General features: G+C 64.5%; 18 protein-coding genes and 1 pseudogene. 7 read left to right on the top strand and 12 right to left on the bottom strand.

Annotation, left to right across the window (positions count from 1 at the left end; genetic code table 11):
• The first annotated feature begins 3 nt into the window (after positions 1–3).
• A complete protein-coding gene (locus AC1D10_RS08330; protein ID WP_477270484.1) occupies positions 4–213 on the top strand; it encodes a DUF2061 domain-containing protein in 210 nt (69 codons plus the stop codon).
• A gap of 126 nt (positions 214–339) precedes the next feature.
• Positions 340–1,524 (top strand): MFS transporter, encoded by a 1,185-nt coding sequence (locus tag AC1D10_RS08325; RefSeq protein WP_477270482.1) that lies wholly within the window; start codon positions 340–342, stop codon positions 1,522–1,524.
• Between the two features lie 18 nt (positions 1,525–1,542).
• Here AC1D10_RS08325 and AC1D10_RS08320 read toward each other — a convergent pair whose 3' ends face one another.
• Positions 1,543–3,825, bottom strand: coding sequence for a heavy metal translocating P-type ATPase (locus tag AC1D10_RS08320; RefSeq protein WP_477270480.1), 2,283 nt, complete (start codon positions 3,823–3,825; stop codon positions 1,543–1,545).
• A gap of 109 nt (positions 3,826–3,934) precedes the next feature.
• Between AC1D10_RS08320 and AC1D10_RS08315 the strand changes: the two genes are divergently transcribed.
• Positions 3,935–4,351 carry a MerR family transcriptional regulator gene (locus tag AC1D10_RS08315; RefSeq protein WP_477270478.1) on the top strand — a complete coding sequence of 139 codons (417 nt, stop codon included), beginning with the start codon at positions 3,935–3,937 and terminating at the stop codon, positions 4,349–4,351.
• Between the two features lie 12 nt (positions 4,352–4,363).
• Here AC1D10_RS08315 and AC1D10_RS08310 read toward each other — a convergent pair whose 3' ends face one another.
• The gene (locus AC1D10_RS08310; protein WP_477270476.1) at positions 4,364–4,921 is read right to left on the bottom strand and encodes a GNAT family N-acetyltransferase; all 558 of its coding nucleotides are present in this window, start codon (positions 4,919–4,921) and stop codon (positions 4,364–4,366) included.
• A gap of 193 nt (positions 4,922–5,114) precedes the next feature.
• Positions 5,115–7,301, bottom strand: coding sequence for a catalase/peroxidase HPI (katG, locus tag AC1D10_RS08305; protein WP_477270474.1), 2,187 nt, complete (start codon positions 7,299–7,301; stop codon positions 5,115–5,117).
• Positions 7,302–7,563: 262 nt separating this feature from the next.
• Between katG and AC1D10_RS08300 the strand changes: the two genes are divergently transcribed.
• Positions 7,564–8,517: a hydrogen peroxide-inducible genes activator gene (locus tag AC1D10_RS08300; RefSeq protein WP_477270472.1), complete on the top strand. Its 954-nt coding sequence runs from the start codon at positions 7,564–7,566 to the stop codon at positions 8,515–8,517.
• A gap of 23 nt (positions 8,518–8,540) precedes the next feature.
• Here the strand turns inward: AC1D10_RS08300 and AC1D10_RS08295 are convergent, their stop codons facing one another.
• Entirely contained in the window at positions 8,541–9,257 is a 717-nt protein-coding gene (locus tag AC1D10_RS08295) for a DNA helicase (protein ID WP_477270470.1), read from the bottom strand.
• 413 nt (positions 9,258–9,670) lie between these two features.
• On the opposite strand from AC1D10_RS08295, the gene AC1D10_RS08290 reads away from it, so the two are divergent.
• The gene (locus AC1D10_RS08290) at positions 9,671–10,660 is read left to right on the top strand and encodes a hypothetical protein (protein ID WP_477270468.1); all 990 of its coding nucleotides are present in this window, start codon (positions 9,671–9,673) and stop codon (positions 10,658–10,660) included.
• 52 nt (positions 10,661–10,712) lie between these two features.
• Here the strand turns inward: AC1D10_RS08290 and AC1D10_RS08285 are convergent.
• The 5 genes and pseudogenes from AC1D10_RS08285 to AC1D10_RS08265 all read right to left on the bottom strand — a co-directional run.
• A pseudogene (locus tag AC1D10_RS08285) lies at positions 10,713–10,967 on the bottom strand (3-oxoadipate enol-lactonase); the annotation flags it as partial.
• 115 nt (positions 10,968–11,082) lie between these two features.
• Positions 11,083–11,790: a GIN domain-containing protein gene (locus tag AC1D10_RS08280; RefSeq protein WP_477270466.1), complete on the bottom strand. Its 708-nt coding sequence runs from the start codon at positions 11,788–11,790 to the stop codon at positions 11,083–11,085.
• Positions 11,791–11,824: 34 nt separating this feature from the next.
• Positions 11,825–12,391, bottom strand: coding sequence for a DUF1700 domain-containing protein (locus tag AC1D10_RS08275; protein ID WP_477270464.1), 567 nt, complete (start codon positions 12,389–12,391; stop codon positions 11,825–11,827).
• Positions 12,388–12,714 (bottom strand): PadR family transcriptional regulator, encoded by a 327-nt coding sequence (locus AC1D10_RS08270; protein ID WP_477270462.1) that lies wholly within the window; start codon positions 12,712–12,714, stop codon positions 12,388–12,390. Before AC1D10_RS08270 ends, AC1D10_RS08275 begins: the two co-directional genes overlap by 4 nt.
• A 211-nt stretch (positions 12,715–12,925) precedes the next feature.
• Positions 12,926–13,375 carry a GatB/YqeY domain-containing protein gene (locus AC1D10_RS08265; protein WP_477270460.1) on the bottom strand — a complete coding sequence of 150 codons (450 nt, stop codon included), beginning with the start codon at positions 13,373–13,375 and terminating at the stop codon, positions 12,926–12,928.
• Positions 13,376–13,651: 276 nt separating this feature from the next.
• On the opposite strand from AC1D10_RS08265, the gene carA reads away from it, so the two are divergent.
• The gene (gene carA / locus AC1D10_RS08260) at positions 13,652–14,857 is read left to right on the top strand and encodes a glutamine-hydrolyzing carbamoyl-phosphate synthase small subunit (protein ID WP_477270458.1); all 1,206 of its coding nucleotides are present in this window, start codon (positions 13,652–13,654) and stop codon (positions 14,855–14,857) included.
• 229 nt (positions 14,858–15,086) lie between these two features.
• Here carA and AC1D10_RS08255 read toward each other — a convergent pair whose 3' ends face one another.
• The 3 genes from AC1D10_RS08255 to ypfJ form a co-directional block, all read right to left on the bottom strand.
• Entirely contained in the window at positions 15,087–16,007 is a 921-nt protein-coding gene (locus tag AC1D10_RS08255; protein WP_477270456.1) for an aldo/keto reductase, read from the bottom strand.
• Positions 16,004–17,269, bottom strand: a complete 1,266-nt coding sequence (locus tag AC1D10_RS08250) for a TCR/Tet family MFS transporter (RefSeq protein WP_477270454.1) — start codon at positions 17,267–17,269, stop codon at positions 16,004–16,006. Before AC1D10_RS08250 ends, AC1D10_RS08255 begins: the two co-directional genes overlap by 4 nt.
• A 156-nt stretch (positions 17,270–17,425) precedes the next feature.
• Positions 17,426–18,352, bottom strand: a complete 927-nt coding sequence (gene ypfJ, locus AC1D10_RS08245) for a KPN_02809 family neutral zinc metallopeptidase (RefSeq protein WP_477270452.1) — start codon at positions 18,350–18,352, stop codon at positions 17,426–17,428.
• A 183-nt stretch (positions 18,353–18,535) separates the two neighbouring features.
• Here ypfJ and AC1D10_RS08240 point away from each other — a divergent pair, with 183 nt between their 5' ends.
• Positions 18,536–20,605 carry a hypothetical protein gene (locus tag AC1D10_RS08240; RefSeq protein ID WP_477270450.1) on the top strand — a complete coding sequence of 690 codons (2,070 nt, stop codon included), beginning with the start codon at positions 18,536–18,538 and terminating at the stop codon, positions 20,603–20,605.
• Positions 20,606–20,626: the final 21 nt, after the last annotated feature.

Here is a 20,626-nt window from a genome sequence, read left to right as displayed (position 1 = left end):
TCGATGGACACCCATTCGCGCAGTTTCGCCAAGGCGCTTTCCTGGCGCGTGACCGGCACCATCGACACGATGATCATCTCGCTGGTCGTGACCGGAAGCATCAAGCTCGCTGCAGCCATTGGCCTGACCGAGGTCTTCACCAAATCGCTGCTCTATTATTTCCACGAGCGGGCGTGGCTCAAGATACCATACGGACGCAAGGCCCCGGCTTAGCCACCCCGGGGCGCGACTCGGTAACGCGAGAGTTCGATCAAGAAAACCTAAACCGGCGTCCACAATTTCTGGATTGCCCGCGACGCCCATCCGTGGTTTGAGGCCGTTCCAGCTAGGGCCTTCCCCATGTCGCTTCCGCTCATCGCCCTGTTCATTGCCGCCTTCGCTTTCGGCACCACCGAATTCGTCATCGCCGGCGTGCTGCCGCAAGTGGCCGAAGGGCTTGGCGTTTCGGTTCCCTCCGCTGGCTATCTCGTTTCCGGCTACGCCTGCGGCATCGCCATCGGCGGGCCGCTGCTGGCGCTCGCCACCAAGGCGCTGTCGCGCAAGACCTTGCTGCTCGGGCTCGCCGTCGCCTTCACCATCGGCCAGGCGGCCTGTGCGCTGGCGCCCGACTTCACCTCGATGCTGCTTCTGCGCATTGCCGTGGCGATAGCGCATGGCGCCTATTTCGGCGTCGCCATGGTGGTCGCCGTTGGCCTCGTGCGCGAGGACCAGCGCGGCATGGCGGTTGCGGTGATCCTGTCCGGCCTCACCGTTTCCAATGTCATCGGTGTGCCGGCCGGCACCGCGATCGGCAACATCTGGGGCTGGCGCGCGACCTTCTGGGTGATGTGCGCGCTGGGCGTGGTGGCAACGCTTGCCATGGCGGCCCTTTTGCCGCGCACCACCGGGTCGTCGACCAAGCCCGCCGGCCTGGCGCGCGAGGTTCGCGTGCTGGCGCGCCAGCAGGTCTGGACCTCGCTGATCCTCATGCTGATGCTGATGATCGGCCAGTTCGGCCTGTTCACCTACATCACGCCGACACTGCTCGAAATCACAGGTCTTGATGAAGGCCTGGTGCCGTGGGTGCTGCTGCTGAACGGCGTCGGCGCCACGCTCGGCGTCTTCCTCGGCGGCAAGCTCTCCGACTGGAAGCTGATGCCGTCACTGATCACAATGCTGGCCCTGCAGGCAGTAACGCTGGCGGTGATCTATGCCGTCAGCCCCTATCCCGTGCCGATGGTTGTCGCGATCGTCATCTGGGGCGGTCTCAACTTTGCCATCGGCACGCCGATCCAGACCCGCATCCTGGCCTGGACCGCGGATGCGTCCAACCTCGCCTCCTCGCTCATTCCATCCGGCTTCAATGTCGGCATCGCGCTTGCAGCATCGCTGGGCGCGGCCATGCTGAATGGCGGCTATGGCTACCGCAGCCTGCCGTTGCTTGGCGCCATCGCCATGCTGGTCGCCGTCGCGGTGGCGCTCGCTTCTTATGTCTGGGAGGGACGCAGCGACGCCACGCCGCCGCTGACGGCCCCAGCCGAGTAGAGCACGCGGCAAAGGCGCTCATCCGCGCCAGCGCAGCAGGCGCATGGCGTTGGCGGTGACCAGCACGGTGGCACCGGTGTCGGCCAGGATCGCCGGCCACAGGCCGGTGATGCCGGCAATGGTGGTGACCAGGAACACCGCCTTCAGCCCCAGCGCCACGGTGATGTTCTGGCCGATGTTGGCCATCACCGCGCGCGACAGCCGCACCATGCGCGCGACATCCATGACCCGGCCATGCAGGATCGCAGCATTCGCCGTTTCCAGCGCCACATCGGTGCCGCCACCCATGGCGATGCCGATATCGGCTGCGGCCAGCGCCGGTGCATCGTTGATGCCATCGCCGACCTTGGCCACCTTCAGCCCCTCGCGCTGCAGCTCTCCGACGATGCGCTGCTTGTCCTCAGGCAAGAGCTCTGCCCGCGCCTCGATGCCGAGCGAAGCGGCAATGGCTTCGGCGGTGCGGCGGTTGTCGCCGGTCAGCATCACCGTGCGGATGCCCTCGGCCTTGAGCGCCGCAATGCCGGCCGCCGCATCCGGCCTCGGCTCATCACGCATGGCGATCAGCCCCGCCACCACGCCATCGGCCACCAGCACCGAGACAGTCTTGCCCTGGCCGTTGAGGCTGTCAACGGCAACGCGCTGCGCCTCGGTCATCACGGCCCGTTCCGCCGCTGCCGAGCCGGAGCCGAGGAAGACCGCGACGCCGCCGACGCTGCCCTCGACGCCCTTGCCTGAGATTGCCTTGGCGGCCAAGGCAGGCGGCACCGGCGCCCGGTGGGCCTTGGCTCTGCCGAGGATCGCCATTGCCAGCGGATGGCTGGAGACCTGCTCGAGTGCTGCCGCCAGCGCCAGCACGGTGCGTTCGTCGCGCCCATACGCCACGATGTCGGTGACCACCGGTTTGCCGGTGGTCAGCGTGCCGGTCTTGTCGAAAGCGATCGCGGTGATCTGGCGAAAGCCTTCCAGCACAGCACCGCCCTTCATCAACAGGCCGCGCCGCGCGCCGGTCGCCAGGCCCGCGGCGATCGCCGCCGGGGTCGAGATGACCAGCGCGCAGGGGCAGCCTATCAACAGGATCGCCAGGCCCTTGTAGATCCATTCGCTCCAGTCGCCGCCGATAAGCAGCGGCGGCAGCAGCGCCACCAGCGCGCCGACCGCCAGCACGGCAGGCGTATAGATGCGCGAGAAGCGGTCGATGAAGCGCTCGGTCGGCGCCTTGGCCTCCTGCGCCGCCTCCACCAGCCGCACAACGCGGGCTATGGTGTTGTCCGACGCGGCAGCCGTCACCCGCACCTTGAGCACGCCGTCGGTGCTGATCGTGCCGGCGAAGACAGTTTCCGCGATCCCCTTGCGCCTCGGCGTGCTCTCGCCGGTCACCGGCGCCTCATCGATATCACTCGACCCCTCGACGATCTCGCCATCGGCCGGGATGCGATCACCCGGCCGCACCACGATCACGTCGCCGACCGCAAGGTTTTCGGCTGGAACTTCGGCCGTGCCGCCGGCCCGCTCGACAAGTGCCGTCTTCGGCACCAGGTCGGCAAGACCCTGGATGCTGGCCCGCGCGCGGCCGGCGGCGACGCCTTCCAGGAGTTCTCCGATCAGGAACAGCACCACCACGGCGGCGGCTTCCTCTGTGGCGCCGATCATCACGGCGCCGGCGGCGGCGATGGTCATCAGCATCTCGATCGAGAACGGCGTACCGGCCAGCGCGGCCATCAACGCGCGTCGGGCGATCGGCACCAGGCCGACCAGCAGCGCGGCCAGGAAAACCCAGCGTTCGGCCGCCGGAAACAGATGGCCGATGCCGTAGGCGGCAACAAGTGCCGCGGCACAAGCCAGCGTCAGCATAGCGCGTCGGGTGCGCCACCACGGCTGCCCCGGCTGGGCATCGCCGTGGAGATGGGCGGCTTCGGCTGTCGGCCTGGCCGGTTGCTTGCCAGCGTCATGGTTGTGGCTCGCATGATCGTGGCCCTCGTGATCACGGCCTTCATGGTCATGGCCTTCATGGTCATCGTGGCCGTGATCAGCGCGCGCCTTGCCCGACACCGGCACTGTGCGCGCCTCCGCCCTGACGATGCCGTAGCCGAGCCGCGCCACCTGCTGCAGCACCTTGTCTTCCGGCAGTGCGCCGCCGTGACTGACCGTCATGCTGGCGCCGGTCACCGAAACCGAGACATCGGCGACACCGTCGAGGCGGCGCACCGCCGTATCGATCTTGGCCGCGCAGGAGGCGCAGTCCATGCCGCCGATCCTGAACCGTGTCTGCCTGATACTTGCCTGCTTGAGGGGCGCCGTCATCGCATCACCTGTCTGCCTTGCCCGCGCGGCGTGCCGCCGCATGGGCCTTGAACCCTGATGCCAGGCACTGTAATTGCTCTAGTCACTAGAGCTTCAAGAGGCAAAATTCATGTTTTCGATCGGTGATCTTTCGCGCAGCACCGGGGTCAAGGTGCCAACCATCCGCTACTACGAGCAGATGGGCCTGGTTGCCGCACCCGAGCGTTCGGAAGGCAACCAGCGCCGCTATGGCAGGCAGGAGCTGGAGCGGCTGGCCTTCATCCGCCACGCCCGCGACCTCGGCTTCGCCGTCGAAGACATCCGCTCGCTGATCGAATTGAGCGGTCATCCCGAACAGCCTTGCGGCCACGCCGATCGGATCGCCGGCGAGCAACTGATATCCGTCCGGGAGAAGATTGCCCAGCTCAAGCGGCTGGAGTCCGAACTCGAACGCATCGCCTCCTGCTGCGACGGCAAGACGGTCGGCGACTGCTACGTCATCCGCGCCCTGTCCGACCACGCGCTGTGCGCCGACGAGCACGGGTGAGGACGGGTCGGGCTACAACTCGATCCGGAACCGCAGGCTTTCCACCCCACCATAGGCTGCATCCTCGAAGAAGCGCTCGACGAGCTTGCCGCCATTGGCAAGGATCACCTTGTGCGAGGCCGGATTGCCCGGCTTGGCGGTGATCTCGACATAGGGCAGGCCGACTGCCCTCGCCTCGCCCAGCATCAGCCGCAGCGCCTCGGTGGCGTAGCCGCGTCGCCGCTTCCACGGTACCACCGCATAGCCGATATGGCCGAGCACGTGCGGCGGCAGCGCTGCCGTACCCTGCTGCCAGCGGAAGCCGATCGAACCGGATGCCTCGCCATCCCAGATCCAGCGGCGGAACCCCGGCAGGCGCGGCACCTTTCTGCCGTCGGGCAAGGTGATCGGGCCGCCCTTGGCCTGGGGATCATCGAGGTCGGCGAGAAAAGCCACCGGATCCCTTTCGATCGCGGCAAGCTGCTCGCGAGTCGCTTGCTCGAGCCGCACATTGTCCGGCGACCACCCACGTTCGAGCGCCGCCTTGTAGGACGGCAAATGTTCAAGCGCGGGTTTGACGATTTCGACCATGTTGCACCGGCGGAGAAGTTACGCCGATAAATAGCAGCATTGCCCGGGAGGACACGGTCCACCAAGGCGCGGTCTCTTGCGACAAGGCCGCGTTCCCATCGCTGGAAACGCGGCCCTGGTCTTTTGCCCTTGGGAGGAACCGACGCTCCGGCCCAGCCATTTCCAGGCCGTGCCGGACTGTCGTTATGTGGGCTCAGGCGATGTCGAAACGGTCGGCGTTCATCACCTTGGCCCAAGCCGCCACGAAATCCCTGGTGAATTTCGCCTTGGCGTCCGCCGTCGCATAGACTTCGGCCAGCGCGCGCAGCTGCGAGTGCGAGCCGAAGATGAGGTCGGCGCGGGTGCCGGTCCACTTGACTTCACCGGTCTTGCGGTCGCGGCCTTCGAACACGTCCTTGGCGTCCGAGGCGGCCTTCCACTCCGTGCCCATGTCGAGCAGGTTGACGAAGAAATCGTTGCTCAGCGTTTCCGGCTGCATGGTGAAGACGCCGTGCTTGGACTGCCCGGCATTGGCCCCGAGAACGCGCAGGCCACCGACGAGAACCGTCATCTCCGGCGCCGTCAGCGTCAGCAACTGCGCGCGGTCGACCAGCGCCTCCTCGACGGTCAGCCGCTGCTTGCCGCTGACATAGTTACGGAAGCCGTCAACGGTCGGTTCCAGCGGCGCGAAGGAGTGGATGTCCGTCTGCTCCTGCGAGGCATCCATGCGTCCCGGCGTGAAGGGAACCGTCACACCGTGCCCGGCGGCCTTCTCGATGGCCGCTCCGCCGCCGAGAACGATCAGGTCGGCAAGCGAGACCTTCTTGCTGCCGGTCTGCGAAGCATTGAACTCCTTGCCGATCGCTTCGAGCTTGTCGAGCACCTTGGCGAGTTCAGCCGGCTGGTTGACGGCCCAGTCCTTCTGCGGCGCAAGGCGAATGCGCGCGCCATTGGCACCGCCGCGCTTGTCGGAGCCACGGAAGGTCGAGGCCGACGCCCACGCCGCCGAGACCAGCTGCGACACCGACAGGCCCGACGCCAGGATCCTGGCCTTCAGCGCCGCAGCGTCCTCTTCGTCGATCAGCACATGATCGACTGCCGGAATGACGTCCTGCCAGGGCAGTTCCTCCTTTGGAACCAACGGACCGAGATAGCGCACGAGAGGGCCCATGTCGCGGTGCGTCAGCTTGTACCAGGCGCGTGCGAACGCGTCGGCGAACTGATCCGGATTCTCGTGGAACCGCCGCGAGATCGTCTCGTAGGAGGGATCGAACCGCAGGGCGAGATCGCTGGTCAGCATCGAGGGCGCGTGGCGCTTGGCCGAATTGTGCGCATCGGGCACTGTGCCGGCGCCGGCACCACCCTTCGGCGTCCACTGGTGGGCGCCGGCCGGGCTCTTGGTCAATTCCCAATCGAAGCCGAACAGATTGTCGAAGAAGTCGTTGCTCCACTTGGTCGGCGTCGTCGTCCAGGTCACTTCCAGGCCGCTGCCGATGGCGTCGCCACCCTTGCCGGTGCCGAACTTGCTCGCCCAGCCGAGGCCTTGCTGCTCGATGTCGGCGCCTTCCGGCTCCACGCCCACCAGCGTCGCATCGCCCGCACCATGGGTCTTGCCGAAGGTGTGGCCGCCGGCGATGAGCGCGACGGTCTCCTCGTCGTTCATGGCCATGCGCGCGAAGGTGTCGCGAATGTCACGCGCCGAGGCGAGCGGATCGGGCTTGCCGTTCGGCCCTTCCGGGTTGACATAGATCAGGCCCATCTGCACCGCGCCGAGCGGATCCTGGAGATCGCGGTCGCCGCTGTAGCGCTCGTCGGCCAGCCACTTGCCTTCCGGACCCCAATAAATGTCTTCCTCGGGCTCCCATACGTCGGCGCGGCCGCCGGCAAAACCGAAGGTCTTGAAGCCCATCGATTCCAGCGCGACGTTGCCCGTCAGGATCAGAAGGTCGGCCCAGGAAATCTTGCGGCCGTATTTCTGCTTGATCGGCCACAACAGCCGCCGGGCCTTGTCGAGGTTGACGTTGTCCGGCCAGCTGTTCAGCGGCGCGAAGCGCTGCTGGCCGGCCCCGGCGCCGCCACGGCCGTCGGCGATGCGATAGGTGCCGGCGCTGTGCCAGGCCATGCGGATGAACAGCGGCCCGTAATGGCCGAAGTCGGCCGGCCACCACTCCTGCGAGTCCGTCATCAGCGCATGCAGGTCCTTGATCACAGCGTCGAGGTCGAGACTCTTGAATTCCTCGGCGTAGTCGAAGGCCTCACCCATCGGATCGGACAGCGGCGACTGCTGATGGAGAATCTGGACATTGAGCTGATTCGGCCACCAGTCGCGGTTGACCCTGCCAACGGCGGTGTGCACGACCGGGCATTTGCCCGTGCTGGGATCGTCAGTTTGTGCGTCCATGTTTTTCTCCGATCGTGGCTGTGTTGAGCTGTTTTCAACTGCTGCGTGAACAAGGACAATGGATGTCCCTGGAAGCGGTCCGTTTCATAGCTGGCGCAATGACCATATGCCCGATACGCGACCGAATATCTTGGATGTCCTGTTGCTGGGGGACCCTGGACGAAGCCGTCCCGGCTGCTCCTCATCTCCCTTGCAGATCCTATAGCAAAGCTGCGCGATTAATTTAAGTTGGATTTCCTGATTGCAGCGATAAGATCACATTATGACAAATCTGACATTGAAGCAGCTGCGCTATTTCGAGGCGCTGGCGCGGCACAACCACTTCGGACGCGCGGCGGACGCCTGCGCGATCTCCCAGCCCGCCATCTCGGTGCAGATCAGGGAGTTGGAGGAAACGCTGGGCACGGAGCTTTTCGAAAGAGGTCCGCGGCAGGTTCGGCTGACCAATTTCGGCGAAGAATTTGCCTTGCGCGTCCGCGACATCCTGCGTTCGGTGGACGAACTCGCCGACCTCGCACGCTCTTCGCGCGACAGGTTGGTCGGTCGGCTGCGCATTGGCGTCATCCCGACGATCGCGCCCTACCTCCTGCCGACCATCATTGGCAACCTCTCAAGCATGCATGATGGCCTCGATATCCATGTGCGCGAGACGCAGACGCAGAAGCTGATCCAGGAACTGGCGGACGGTCGGCTGGACGCCGCCATCGTTGCCTTGCCGGTGTCCGAACCGTCGCTGACGGAAATCGTGTTGTTTGCCGAGAACTTCGTGCTGGTCCGGCCCGGCGAAGACGAGGGAAAGCCGGTGCCCAATCGCGAGATGCTGCGTGAAATGCGGCTGCTTCTGCTGGAAGAGGGTCATTGTTTCCGCGACCAGGCACTGTCCTTCTGCAACATGCATTCGACACGGCCACGCGAGTTGCTGGACGGCAGTTCGCTGTCGACCCTGGTCCAGATGGTCAGCGCCGGCATCGGCGTTACCTTGATCCCGGAAATGGCCGTGCCGGTGGAGACACGCTCTGCATCGGTCTCCATCGCACGCTTCAGGAGTCCCCAGCCGTCGCGGACGATCGGCATGGTCTGGCGCAAGACCAGCCCGATCGCCAAACAGCTGCTGCGGATTTCCGAAGTCGTTCGTCAGTCGGCCGACACGCTGCGCGCACAGCACAATCCGACGCCGATTGCGCACCTGCTGAACCTGACGGCTGCCGCCCAATGAAGGCAGCAGCGGCGGCCGGATCGTCAACTCGACGCCTGGAACCGGATTTCGCCCTTGTTCAAGAAGCAGGTCTTGTTGAAGAGCGACAGATCCAGCGGGTTCGGCAACCGCACATCGCTGAGATCGGGAACCGGCTTGGTCGCCGGATCGTATGACCGATCGATCTGCGAGATGAAGACGAGGATCAATCCCTTCTCTCGGGCAAAGTCTTTCAGTGTCCGAACCTGCGCCATCAGGTCGGGATTTTCCCGCCTCTGATCGAGCAGCTGCAGATAGTCGATGACCACCAGCGTACCGCGTGGCGCCTGGCCCATCGTCTTGACGATGTGGTCGGCGCTGATGGCATCGGAATTGTCGAACACGAACCGGTCGTTGAACTGCGCCGGCTCCGCCCCGATGGCGCGAAACCGGTCGAGCACATCCCTTTCCGTATACTCCAGTGTGAAGAACACGCCGCGATTGCCGGACTTCATGGCTTCGATCGCGAGTTCGAGGCTCATCAGCGTCTTGCCGTGGCCCGGTCGTGCGCCGACCAGAACCAGGTCGCCGGGCTCCAGTTGCGCAAACAGTCTGCCGGCGGGCCCCGCCGCCTCGGCTGCCTTGGCCGCAAGCAGGCTCCAGCTGGCGAAACCTTCCCGTGCCGCAACACGGTCAAGCGCTTCGTGCAGCGCAATCCCGCCCTCGCGCGACAACAGCCTGGCTTGACGCTTCAGATGGTAGATGGGTGCGGACAGCTTCATCGCAAAACCTCCTGGTGCGAGCAGTTTTCGCAACCCCTCCTTATGCCTGGTGCTCGAACAGTCGGTTCAGTGATCGGATGACCCCGCATGCATAATGCTTCCCCGGCGGAGGGAGGAGGAGTGGGCCGCGCCAGAATCAAAATGATAGCGCAATCCCCGCGGATCGAAAATCGCCTGTGTCCGACACAAGTGAACCCTGTCCGGCGGCAGAATCAACGCCACCGCCCTGCCCAGCCAGGCGATCGCCAATGTCACCCCCGGCTGCCATGCTGCATATTTCGTAACGTGCAAGCTTCCTTGCGAGGGCGCTAAACAAGATGTGTTTCGCCGATTGGCGCGAGGCGATTTATGATTGCTTCCGGTGACAACACCGCGATGATTCGCAAGATGGCTTTGGCGGGAGAAGTGATCCGATGCGATTGAGATCTGTCCCTCTGGGTGTCGTCGCCAGCCTCCTCCTCGTCGTCGTCGCCTTGACGGTATCGGCGCGGTCGTTTGCCGCGCTGCAGCCAGCGGATGTTCCCGCCTGGCTGCAGGCCCATGTCGGCGACGGCGACGGGCAAATCTCAAAGATTGTCCTGGAGCGGGCGCGGGCGCTTTACCTGAAAAAAGTAGCGCAAGGTGCCGTCGAGAACCCTTGTTACTTCGCCATGGATGCCACACGTCCCGGCGATCTGGGCAATGGCGTGCCCGGGCGCCGGTATTATGTCATCTGCGAAGCCAGCCAGTCGTTCCGCGCGATCTCATCGGGTCACGGCGGCGGCCGGAATCTGAAAGGCACTGTCGATTTTTCAAATGGCAGGCGGTGCTCGAAGAACTTCGGCAATGCCATGGATTCGGAACTCACTGCCGGCGGGGCCTATATGACCCGTGAGTCGAAAACGTCGTTCAAGGGCTTCTATCGCACCGGCGCGAAACAAGACGCGGCTTTCCTGCGCACCTTCATACAGTTTGACGGCGAAGGTGAAGCCGCCAACGCCAGGCAGCGTGTGATCGGCGGCCACGCAGCGCAGGTGCTGCGCGGCATGTGCCTGCGCAAAAGCCCGAACAGCTCATACGCCGACCATGACGGTTACGTGCCGTTTGGCAAGCTGGTGGATTACGCCGGCGGCCGCAGCAATGGCTGCACCAGCTGGTCGCCGGCGGACGCGCAGCAGATCATCTCAATGGTGAAGGACAACCCGACGACGCTCTACATCTACCCTGAATCACGCGATATCGCCGCAGTGGCGGCCAACCGTTCGCAGTCGGGCGGTAGACCCTACTGGAACGCGTCCTGTTTGAAAGAAATCGGCGCTCCAAAATTCTGGCCGCGAAAAACCCTCGAGCCGATGATTGCTCAATACAAAAAGGATCATCCGGCACCGCCATCGCAGCCGCTGCCAATTTGCAGGGGGTCTTGAAGTCCCGCACCCGAAGAGGCTGCGAACTTCACTGGTGGTTTCGCGCGCCCGTTCACCGCAGAAAATCGAGCACGGCCTGCATGAAATCGGCATGGTATTCGACATTGGACAAGTGAACAGCGGGCAGGACAACCAGCTTCGCGCCAGGCACCGTCGCCGTGATCAGCTCGCTGTGGCCGGCAGCCGTCACAGTGTCATGCTGGCCGGCGATCACCAGCGTCGGCCGGGAGATTAGCGCCACCGTACGGCGAAGGTCCGCATCGCGAACCGCCGCGAACAGGCCCGCCAGGCCTTGCCGTGGGATCATATCCAGCAGGAGGCGCCAGCGTTGCGCCGTGCGCTCGAGCCGCGGAAACGGCCCGGTAGGGTCACCAGCCAACCAGCTAGCCAAGGGCGCAAACCGACGACTGCAGGCAGCCGGGCTACGGCACCTGCGTGATTCTGCCGCTGCCCCTTACCTCCGAACGCCGCATGGTCGGGTGCCCATACAGCTCTACGTCACCGCTGCCGGAAATCGAAACGTCCGCATCCGCTTGCGCGGTTATCTGCGCATCGCCGCTGCCACGAATCTCGATCTGTGCGGATTGGGCAATCAGGTTTTTGAGCCGCCCCGAGCCCGACCCGGAAATCTCCAGACCGACCGTCTGGGCGGTTCCGGTGGCAGCGACGCTGCCGCTGCCGCGGATGCTCAAGCGCAGTTCAGGCTGATTGATCTGCGACAAGGTAACGTCGCCGCTGCCGAGCACCTTCCAGTCTGAAATCGGCGGCCCCGACAGGTTGACATCGAACCGGGGCGCGAACCAGCCCGGCTCGCAGTCCAGACTGAGCCTGCTGCCTTCCATCCGCACATGGTCGAGCAGCGCTGGGTCGCCGGTTACGACGGCCTCGGCCTTGTCCCCCGGCTGGTAGTGAACCGAAGCCGGCAACTCGATCGTCAGACTGTCGCCGGCGCTGAAGGGCAATGTGATCTCTTTTCTGGTGGATGTGGCCGCTCCGCAGGTGGATTGCCCGCCAATCCACGCCCCCCCGGCATGGACCCAATCCGGTCCGGAAAGGCCAATGCCCAGAGCCAGAAAGACGACGGCGCCGATCAGTCCGGCAGTGGCGACGAATGCCAATTTTCCAGTCATTGTCGGTTTCCTTCAACGTAATGACAAACAACGCTCAAACGCGGTTGCGGTCCGATTGAGTGAGACGGGAATGCAGCCGCGCATAGCGCCCGAGGACCCGTATGCCCGCACTCGAGCCTAGTAACAGCAAGGCGCCGCCACCGAGCAGGCTGCTGACCAGTCCGGCGCCGATGAGCAGGCGACCCAGCGTAGCTGTGAGCGTCCCGCCGCTGGAGAACACCAGTGCGGTGAGAATGATCTTGACGCCGAGCGCACCGATGGCGACGAGCGTGATGCCAAGGCCGAGCGCAAGGACGGCCGCGATGATGAGCAGCGGCAGCAGGAAGACGATGTCGACGAAGGCAAGACCGGCCAGGGCGAGCGTCGCCGCCAACATGTTCGACACGCTCCAGTGGGCTTCGAAGCGGCGCAGCCCGGCCTCGGCCTGCAACTCGCGGGCAAGCCTGGCCGGATCACCCAAGGCAGAAGCGACCTCAGCTTCGCTGCGGCCCGAGGCATCGGCGAAATGAGCGCTGTAGTCGCCAACAATATCCTCGATCTCCTGAGGCGGCAGGCCGGCGAGCCCCACTCTCAGCGTGCGCAAGAAGGCATCCCTGGTCATGGCAAATCCTCGAGAAGTTTATCGACCGCGCCCGCGAACGAGCGCCAGTCACGGCTATGAGCTTCGAAAGCCTTCTGACCCAGCGGCGTGAGCCGGTAATATTTGCGCGGCGGCCCGCTGCTCGACTCGACGATGCGGGTCGCGACCAGGCCGTCATTCTGCATCCGCCGCATCAGGGGATAGATCGTGCCTTCCCCCATGCTGACCGCGGCGACCAGCGTGCTGGCGATTTCATAGCCATAGCTTTCGCCCCGCGACAGCACGGCCAGGACGCACAGATCAAGCGCGCCTTTTCGCAACTGCACCTGGATCGAGTCGGTCATGGCAGATCTCGGTTTCCAGAGGTGTATATAACACGCTACCTGTTTATGCAAGGTAGTGAATGGGCGTTCCTCGGCGGCTCGCGCAATCGGGAGGCGGGAGCTGTGCTCGGCGAAAAAATCCGATCAATGCGCGAGGTCGCGTGCCGCCGCGACGTCAGCTACCTGTTTCATGGAAAGAGTTCAGGACTTCCGTGCGCCTTTGCGGGGACCCTTACTGCAACAGGCCCTTGACGATGCCGCTCGCCTTGCCGAAATCCATCTGGCCGGCATATTTCTGCTTCAGTGCGGCGATCACCTTGCCCATGTCCTTCTGGCTGGCCGCACCCGTCGCCACGATCGCCTCGCGCGCCGCCGCGGTCACCGCGGCATCGTCCAGCTGCATTGGCAGGAAAGCGCGGATTATCTCCATCTCGCCACGCTCCTGCGCGGCCAGTTCCGGCCTTTTGCCGTCGTCGAACGCCTTGGCCGATTCCTCGCGCTGCTTCACCATCTTGGCCAGGATCTGCAGGATCTCCTCATCGCTGGCCGGCTCCTTGGCGGAACCGCGATTGGCGATGTCGCGGTCGTGGATGGCCGCCTGGATCAGCCGCAGCGTCGGCAGCCGGTGCTTGTCCTGCGCCTTCATCGCACTCTTCAGGGATTCGGCGATTTTGCCACGCATGGTGCTTTCTCCTTCGATCGGCGCGGACAATAGCGCCGCGAGCAGGCCAAGGCAAACTCTGATATTGTCAGGCAAGCTACTGATATTGCTTGACGAAATAATTCGGATCTCGATTTCGCATGATCATTGACCGCTCTGTCCCCTTCCCCTATGTACTGGGCCTTGCATGAACTGAAGCCTGAGTGCGTGAAAGCTGCGAAATCGCCGCTTTGCGCCGTTTGCTGCGCAGATGGCCCGCCGGGCCGGTTGAAGCGCGCAGCCTCATAGGAGTGCCGCATGGCCGAGATGACCGCCCCCTGGGCAACCGAAAAGCCGACTGCCCTTCTGGTGCTGGCCGACGGCACCGTCATTGAGGGTCGCGGCCTGGGCGCCACCGGCTCCGCCGTCGCCGAGGTCTGCTTCAACACCGCGCTGACCGGCTACCAGGAGATCCTTACCGACCCGTCCTATGCCGGCCAGATCGTCACCTTCACCTTCCCGCATATCGGCAACATCGGCACCAATGACGAGGACATCGAGGACCTCAATCCGGTTGCCCGCGCCGGCGCCGTCGGTGCCGTGTTCAAGGCCGAGGTCACCAACCCGTCGAACTACCGTGCCGGCACCGGTCTCGACCAGTGGCTGAAGAAGCGCGGTATCGTCGCCCTGTCGGGCATCGACACCCGCGCGCTGACCGCGCTGATCCGCGAAAAGGGCATGCCCAACGCCGTCATCGCGCACGCACCCGACGGCGTCTTCGACCTCGACGATCTGAAGCAGCGCGCCGCCGCATGGTCGGGCCTGATCGGGCTCGATCTCGCCAAGGAGGTCACCTCAGGCCAGTCATCGGTCTGGCGCGAGACGCCATGGGTCTGGAACGAAGGTTTTGGCGAACAGGCGGAGCCCTCGATGCATGTCGTTGCCATCGACTACGGCGTCAAGCGCAACATCCTGCGCCTGCTCGCCGGCCTCGGCGCCAAGGTCACCGTGGTGCCGGCCAACACGGGCGCTGAAGAAATCCTTGCCATGCAGCCCGACGGCATCTTCCTCTCTAACGGCCCCGGCGATCCGGAAGCCACCGGCGACTATGCCGTGCCGGTGATCCAGGACCTGCTGAAGACCGACATCCCGGTGTTCGGCATCTGCCTTGGCCACCAGATGCTGGCGCTGGCGCTGGGCGGCAAGACCGCCAAGATGCATCAGGGCCATCACGGCGCCAACCATCCGGTCAAGGACCACACCACCGGCAAGGTCGAGATCGTCTCGATGAACCACGGCTTTGCGGTCGATGCCGACTCGCTGCCCGCCGGCGTCGAGGAAACCCATGTCTCGCTGTTCGACGGTTCCAACTGCGGCATCACGCTGACCGGCCGGCCGGTGTTCTCGGTCCAGCATCACCCCGAAGCCTCGCCGGGCCCACAGGATTCGCACTATCTGTTCCGCCGCTTCGTCAATCTTATCCGCGAAAAGCGCGGCGAAGAATTGCTGGCCGAGCGGGCTTAACTCGAGCCGTTAGCGCTGCCCCTCGTCTGGTTGCCGTCATCTTCTCCCCTTCAACGGGGAGAAGGGGCTGGCCGCAACCTTGGCACTTTCTTGCAACGTCGAAAACTGGCGAAAGCCACGGCGCGGCTTCTTTCTCCCCCGTTCTACGGGGAGAAATCCCGGCAATGAGCGGCAGCGCAAACCTCTGCCCCAAGGGACATGTCACAATCACGTCGCGCCTTCGGAAGGTCTACGCCACCGGCCGGCCTTCGCTGGCTTCCAGGATGGCGAACCATTGCTGGCGGTCGAGGCTGATCTCCAGCGCGTTGACCATGGCGGCCAGCCGCTGCGGCTTCATCGTGCCCAGCACCGGCACCAACTGCGCCGGATGGCGCAGCAGCCAGGCGATGGCGACGGCGGCGAGGTCGCCGGCACCGATCTCGGCGGCTACAGCCGCAAGCGCTGCACGCACCCGCGCTTCTCGCCCTTCCTTGCCGGTGAACAGCGAGCCGCCGCCGAGCGGTGACCAGATCATCGGCGCATAGGAAAGCCGCTGTGCGTGATCGAGGCTGCCATCGGTCAGCGGCGACGTCTTCAGCACCGACATTTCGATCTGATTGGTGGCGAGCGCGAAGGGCAGCCGCGAGGCCAGGAGATCGAACTGCGACGGCGTAAAATTGGAGACGCCGACCGCCCTCACCTTGCCGGATTTGACCAGCCCGGCCAATGCCGCCGCCGTGTCGTCGGCATCCATCAGCGGATCCGGCCGGTGCAGCAGCAACAGGTCGAGATAATCGGTGCCGAGATTGGCGAGCGAGCGGTCGACCGAGGCCGCGATATGGGCGGCACTGGTGTCGTAGTGCTTCAACCGGTTCTGAGGCCGGTTGTCCGACGCCAGCATGATGTCACATTTCGAGATCAGCTCGATGTCTTCGCGCTTGCCTTTCCAGCGCGCCAGCCCGGCACCGAAGGCCGCCTCGACCTCGTAGTTTCCATAGATGTCGGCATGGTCGAAGCTGGTCACGCCAAGATCGACGGCGGTGCCGATCAGCCGGGCCACCGCTTCGGCATCCGGGCTGACGGCGCTGTCGAGCAGGCGCCAGGCGCCGAAAACCAGCCGCGACAGCGATAGCCCGTCCTCGGTCAGGGCAATGCGGCTATCGTGGCTCATATCTGCGCTCCATCTTCCGCGACGCCGGCAGTGACGTTTCTGAGCGGCGCCGGTCTGGCCACTTTGGTGACGAAGACGATGAGCGCCAGCGTCAGGAAAAACGCGCCAACCAGATAGGGCGCGCCGCCGAAGGTCACAGGCGCATTCGGCCCCGTGAACCAGGAAAAGATCGCCGTATAGAGCAGCGGCGTGATGATCGAGGTGATCGAGAAGATCGAGGTCATCGCACCTTGCAGTTCGCCTTGCGCCGAAGGCGGCACCTTGGCGGCGGCGAGGCTCCTCAGCGGCGGATCGGCCAGCGCTTCCAGACAGCCGACGACGATCACCGCATAGATCATCCAGCCTTGCGACGCGAAGGCGTAACCGAACGCGCTGAGCGCCGTGAAGGCAAGGCCGATGACCGCCGTCTTCCACTCGCCAAGCATGGGAATGACGCGCGGCAGCACCGTCGCCATGACGATCGCGCCGCACAGACCGAAGGCGCCAAGCGAGAAGCCGATCTGCTGCTCGCTCCAGCCATAGCGGTAATTGGAGACGAACGACCACACCGCCGGATACATCATGTGCCCGAGCGTCATCAGAAAGAAGACAAGCCCGACCCAGCCGATGCCTTTGTACTGGCGCATCTGCAGAAGCGTCCCGACCGGGTTCGCGCGTTTCCAGTCGAAGCGGCGGCGGTGCTTGTCATCGAGCGTTTCCGGCAACAGGAACAGCGCGATCAGGAAGTTCACGAAAGCCAGCCCGGCAGCGAAATAGAACGGCACGCGCGGCCCGAACGTGCCGAGCAGCCCGCCCAGAACCGGTCCGATGACGAAACCGACGCCAAAGGCGATGCCGAGCAGTCCGAAATTCTTCGCCCGGTTCTCATCATTCGAGATGTCGGCGATGAAGGCGGATGTCGTCGAATAGCTGGCACCCGAAATGCCGGCCAGCACGCGGCCGATGAACAGCATGGGATAAGACCAGGCGACGGCGCAGATCAGATTGTCGATGGAAAAGGTCAGCACCGAGGCGAGCAGGATCGGCCGCCGTCCGAACCGGTCGCTCAAGCCGCCCATGATGGGCGCGAAAAAGAACTGCATCGCCGCATAGACGAAGAACAGCCAACCACCCTCGATCGCCGCGCCGCTGATGCTGACGCCGGTCAACTCCCTAAGATAGGCCGGCAGCACCGGCATGATCATGCCGAAGCCGATGATGTCGAGCAGCAGCGTGGTGAAGACGAGCGCAAGGCCCCGTCTGGCGGTTTTGGGGTCGATCATGAAGGGTCAAGCTCCTCTGCTCGCCCTGGGGCGCAGGCGGACGCACCTTATAGGCGAGCCCGCCGCAAGGAACAATGAGGGAACAGGCCGAAGTTCTTCATCCTGACATCCCCTGACGGTGCCTTCGCCGTCAGATCAGCCTCGAGAAACAGTCTCTCAGATTGGGCCGCTCAGCGTGTTGCAGTCCGAAAGCTTGCCGCTCTTGTAGCCACGCGTCAGCCAGGTCTGGCGCTGCTGCGACGTGCCATGGTTGAAGCTTTCCGGCACGACATAGCCCTGCATCTTCTTCTGCAGCGTGTCGTCGCCGATCTGCTTGGCGGCATTCAGCGCGCTTTCGAAATCGCCTTGCTCCAGTATGCCTTTCTGCCCCGTGTAATGCGCCCACACCCCGGCGAAGCAGTCGGCCTGGAGTTCGATGCGGACCGACAGCTGGTTGGCATCGGCTTCGCTCATGCCTTGCCGCATCTGGTTGAACTTGGACATGATGCCGGTCAGGTTCTGGACGTGGTGGCCGACCTCATGCGCGATCACATAGGCGCGGGCGAATTCACCCGAGGCGCCGAACTGCTGGTCCAGTTGCTGGAAGAAGGTCATGTCGAGATAGACCTTGTGGTCGCCGGGACAATAGAAGGGCCCGGCCGACGACGAGGCCGAGCCGCAAGCCGAGCGGATCTGGCCGCTGAACAGAACCAGCTTCGGGTCCTCGTAGGTCAACCCCTGAGACTTGAAGATGCCAGTCCAGGTGTCTTCGGTCTCGGCCAGCACGGTGGCGACGAACTGCTTCATCTCGTCATTGGCGGGCGCACCCGCGCCGCTGTCCTGGCCGCCGCTGTCGTCGGTGATCTGGCCGCCGCCGCCCGGCAGCAGTCCGCCATCGCCACCGCCGAGGATCGTCGACGGATCGAAGCCGAAATACCATCCGGCGAGAACAACCAGGATGACCAGAAAGATGCTGCCGCCGCCGCCGGCACGGCCGCCGATCGGGATGCGGAACTGGCCGGGGCTGCCGCCGCCGAGACCGCCGCCGCTGTCGCTGCGGTCGTCCTCGATATTGTCACTCTGACGACGGCCTCTCCAGAGCATGGCAACTCCTCGTGCTGCAAACTTCCCCGTTGTTCCGGCAAGGCCGGTTCAACCCAACAAACAATTATCCCAATGGTTGCACCAAGTCACAGCATTTTTCGAGGCTGATATGGCGGCCTCGCCACTCTGGCCGAGACCAGGGAAGGCCTGTAGCATCGCCGCAAACGGAGGGGTACGCGAGGCTTGAAGACCATCGGTGAATTCCTGTCGCTGCTCGCGGCACTGCTCTGCCTTGGTCTCACAAGTGCCGGCGCGGTGACGCTCGATTCCGGCGTTGCCGTCACCGATCCCGCCACCTTGCAGGCGCTGGAGCGTGGCGGCCTGTCGATCAGCCGCCTGCTAGGCCCGGCACTCGGCCTCACCCGCGACGTCGACAATCGCGGCCTGTTTTCGGTGCCGGCGCTGGCGACGGTGCGCGACACCGTAAAGCAGCAGATCGCCGACGAGCCGAAGACCAGCCCCGACCCCTATGTCGCGGCCATGGCGAAGTCGACGGACACCAGTCAGAAATTCAATCCGAAATACATCGATGACGACGGCTCGACGCTCGACCTGACCGGCGTCGTCAACCGCATGGACCGGGGCTATCTCGGTCATACCGAATGCGGCGAGGTCCGGCTGATCTACCGCTTCCACTATTCGGTCGCGGAAAAGCCGGTGAAGGGAAAGGTCAGCCAGCGCATTTCCTCGCGCCTGCCGCTGACCATGAGCCTGGTGTTCAACGCCAAGCCGACGCGAGCGCAGGCCCGCGCTTCAAAGGACCTGCCGAGCGCGACGGACGCGTCCTGTGCCGACGTCGCCAGGCGCTGGCTTGCCGCCGGGCGGAAGGACCTTGCGCCGGATCAGCTCGCTGCCTGGCTGCGCTCCGACGAAGGCCCACTCTCCGGCGCCATGCTGAATTCGTCGCAGATCATGCGGCTCGAACTCAACATGCAAGTGCTCAGGCTATCGGCCTCGACGCGGCGCGATTTCGGCGGCCATGCCGAGTATCTGCTGAAGATCTTCAAATGGGATCCAGCCGCCTCGAGCTTCTACGAATCAAAGATGGAGAACCAGATCGACCGGGCGACGGTTCTGGCCGACAAGCCGGCCTTCGCCAAATGGCTGCTCACCGACCGCAACATCTACGACCTCGACCATGGCCGGCTGGTCATCGACGAAAAATTCCTGGCCAAAAGCGCCGTCTCCGTCGCGCCCGGCGGGCTGAGCCGGTCGCAGAACAACATCGCCTACGGGCTGGTCGAAGACGCCGATATCGACCAAGCGCTGAGAGACTATGTCGCCAGGGGCAACACGCTAGCCACCATCAAGTCGGTGGCCGGCTTCGAACTGCGGCTCAACGAGATGACCTGCACCGGCTGCCACCAGACGCATGGCATTGCCGGCTTCCACTACACCGGCGCCGACCCGGCCAGCGAGCCGCGCCGCAATGCCGTCTTCGTGCCGGGCTCGGCCGTGTTCTTCGCCGACCTGCCGCGCCGCCGCGCCATCGTCGAGCAGTTCGCCGCAGGTGGCCATCCGGATTTCACGCGCGGCTTCGCCGCCCGTCCGGACCAGAAATATGCCGAGACGCTGAAAGGCACCGACCTCTACAATGGCTGGGGCTCGATCTGCTATCGAGGCGAGGATCCAAGCTTCAAGGACTGGAGCTGCGGCGAAGGCCTGCGCTGCGCCGGCGTCCACGAAAGCGCCATCCATCCGGGTTTCGGCACCTGCGTCAGCGAGGCCGGCACGGCAGTCGGCGATCCCGTCGAGTTCGGCGAGATAAGAATGTCGACATGGGGCAGCGACCAGTATTGCCGCCTGTCGCCGGCCACCGCCAAGGCATGCGCCATCGATCCGGCGCGGGACAAGAAGCCGCTGGTCAAGCTCGCCGGCTATGGCGCCGCGCGCCAGCGCTATGACAATCCCGAACAGAAGACCGGCGGCTTTCCCGGCGGCATGCTGCGCAAGGCGAGCTGCGACAAGCTTCCCGACGAGGCGACGTGCGGCCGGTTGGCCAAGACCGGTTTCAACGACTGCATCGCGTCGGGCAAGGACCACAAATTCTGCACCAAGGAATTCACCAAGACCGCCGGTCTGCGCGCCTGCGACAAGGCGCACCCCTGCCGCGAGGACTATATCTGCACCGCAGGCTATGACGATCTGCCCCAGGCCAAGCCTGGCACAGGCACATGCATCCCGCCCTATTTCATCTTCCAGTTCCGCGTTGACGGCCACCCGCGCAGCTGGGTCCAAGATGTCAAGGAGTGAGCCACATCCTAACAGGCGGCG

It is taken from the genome of Mesorhizobium sp. P2_A8 (genome assembly GCF_056404935.1).
This window is presented reverse-complemented; position numbering and strand designations above follow the sequence as displayed.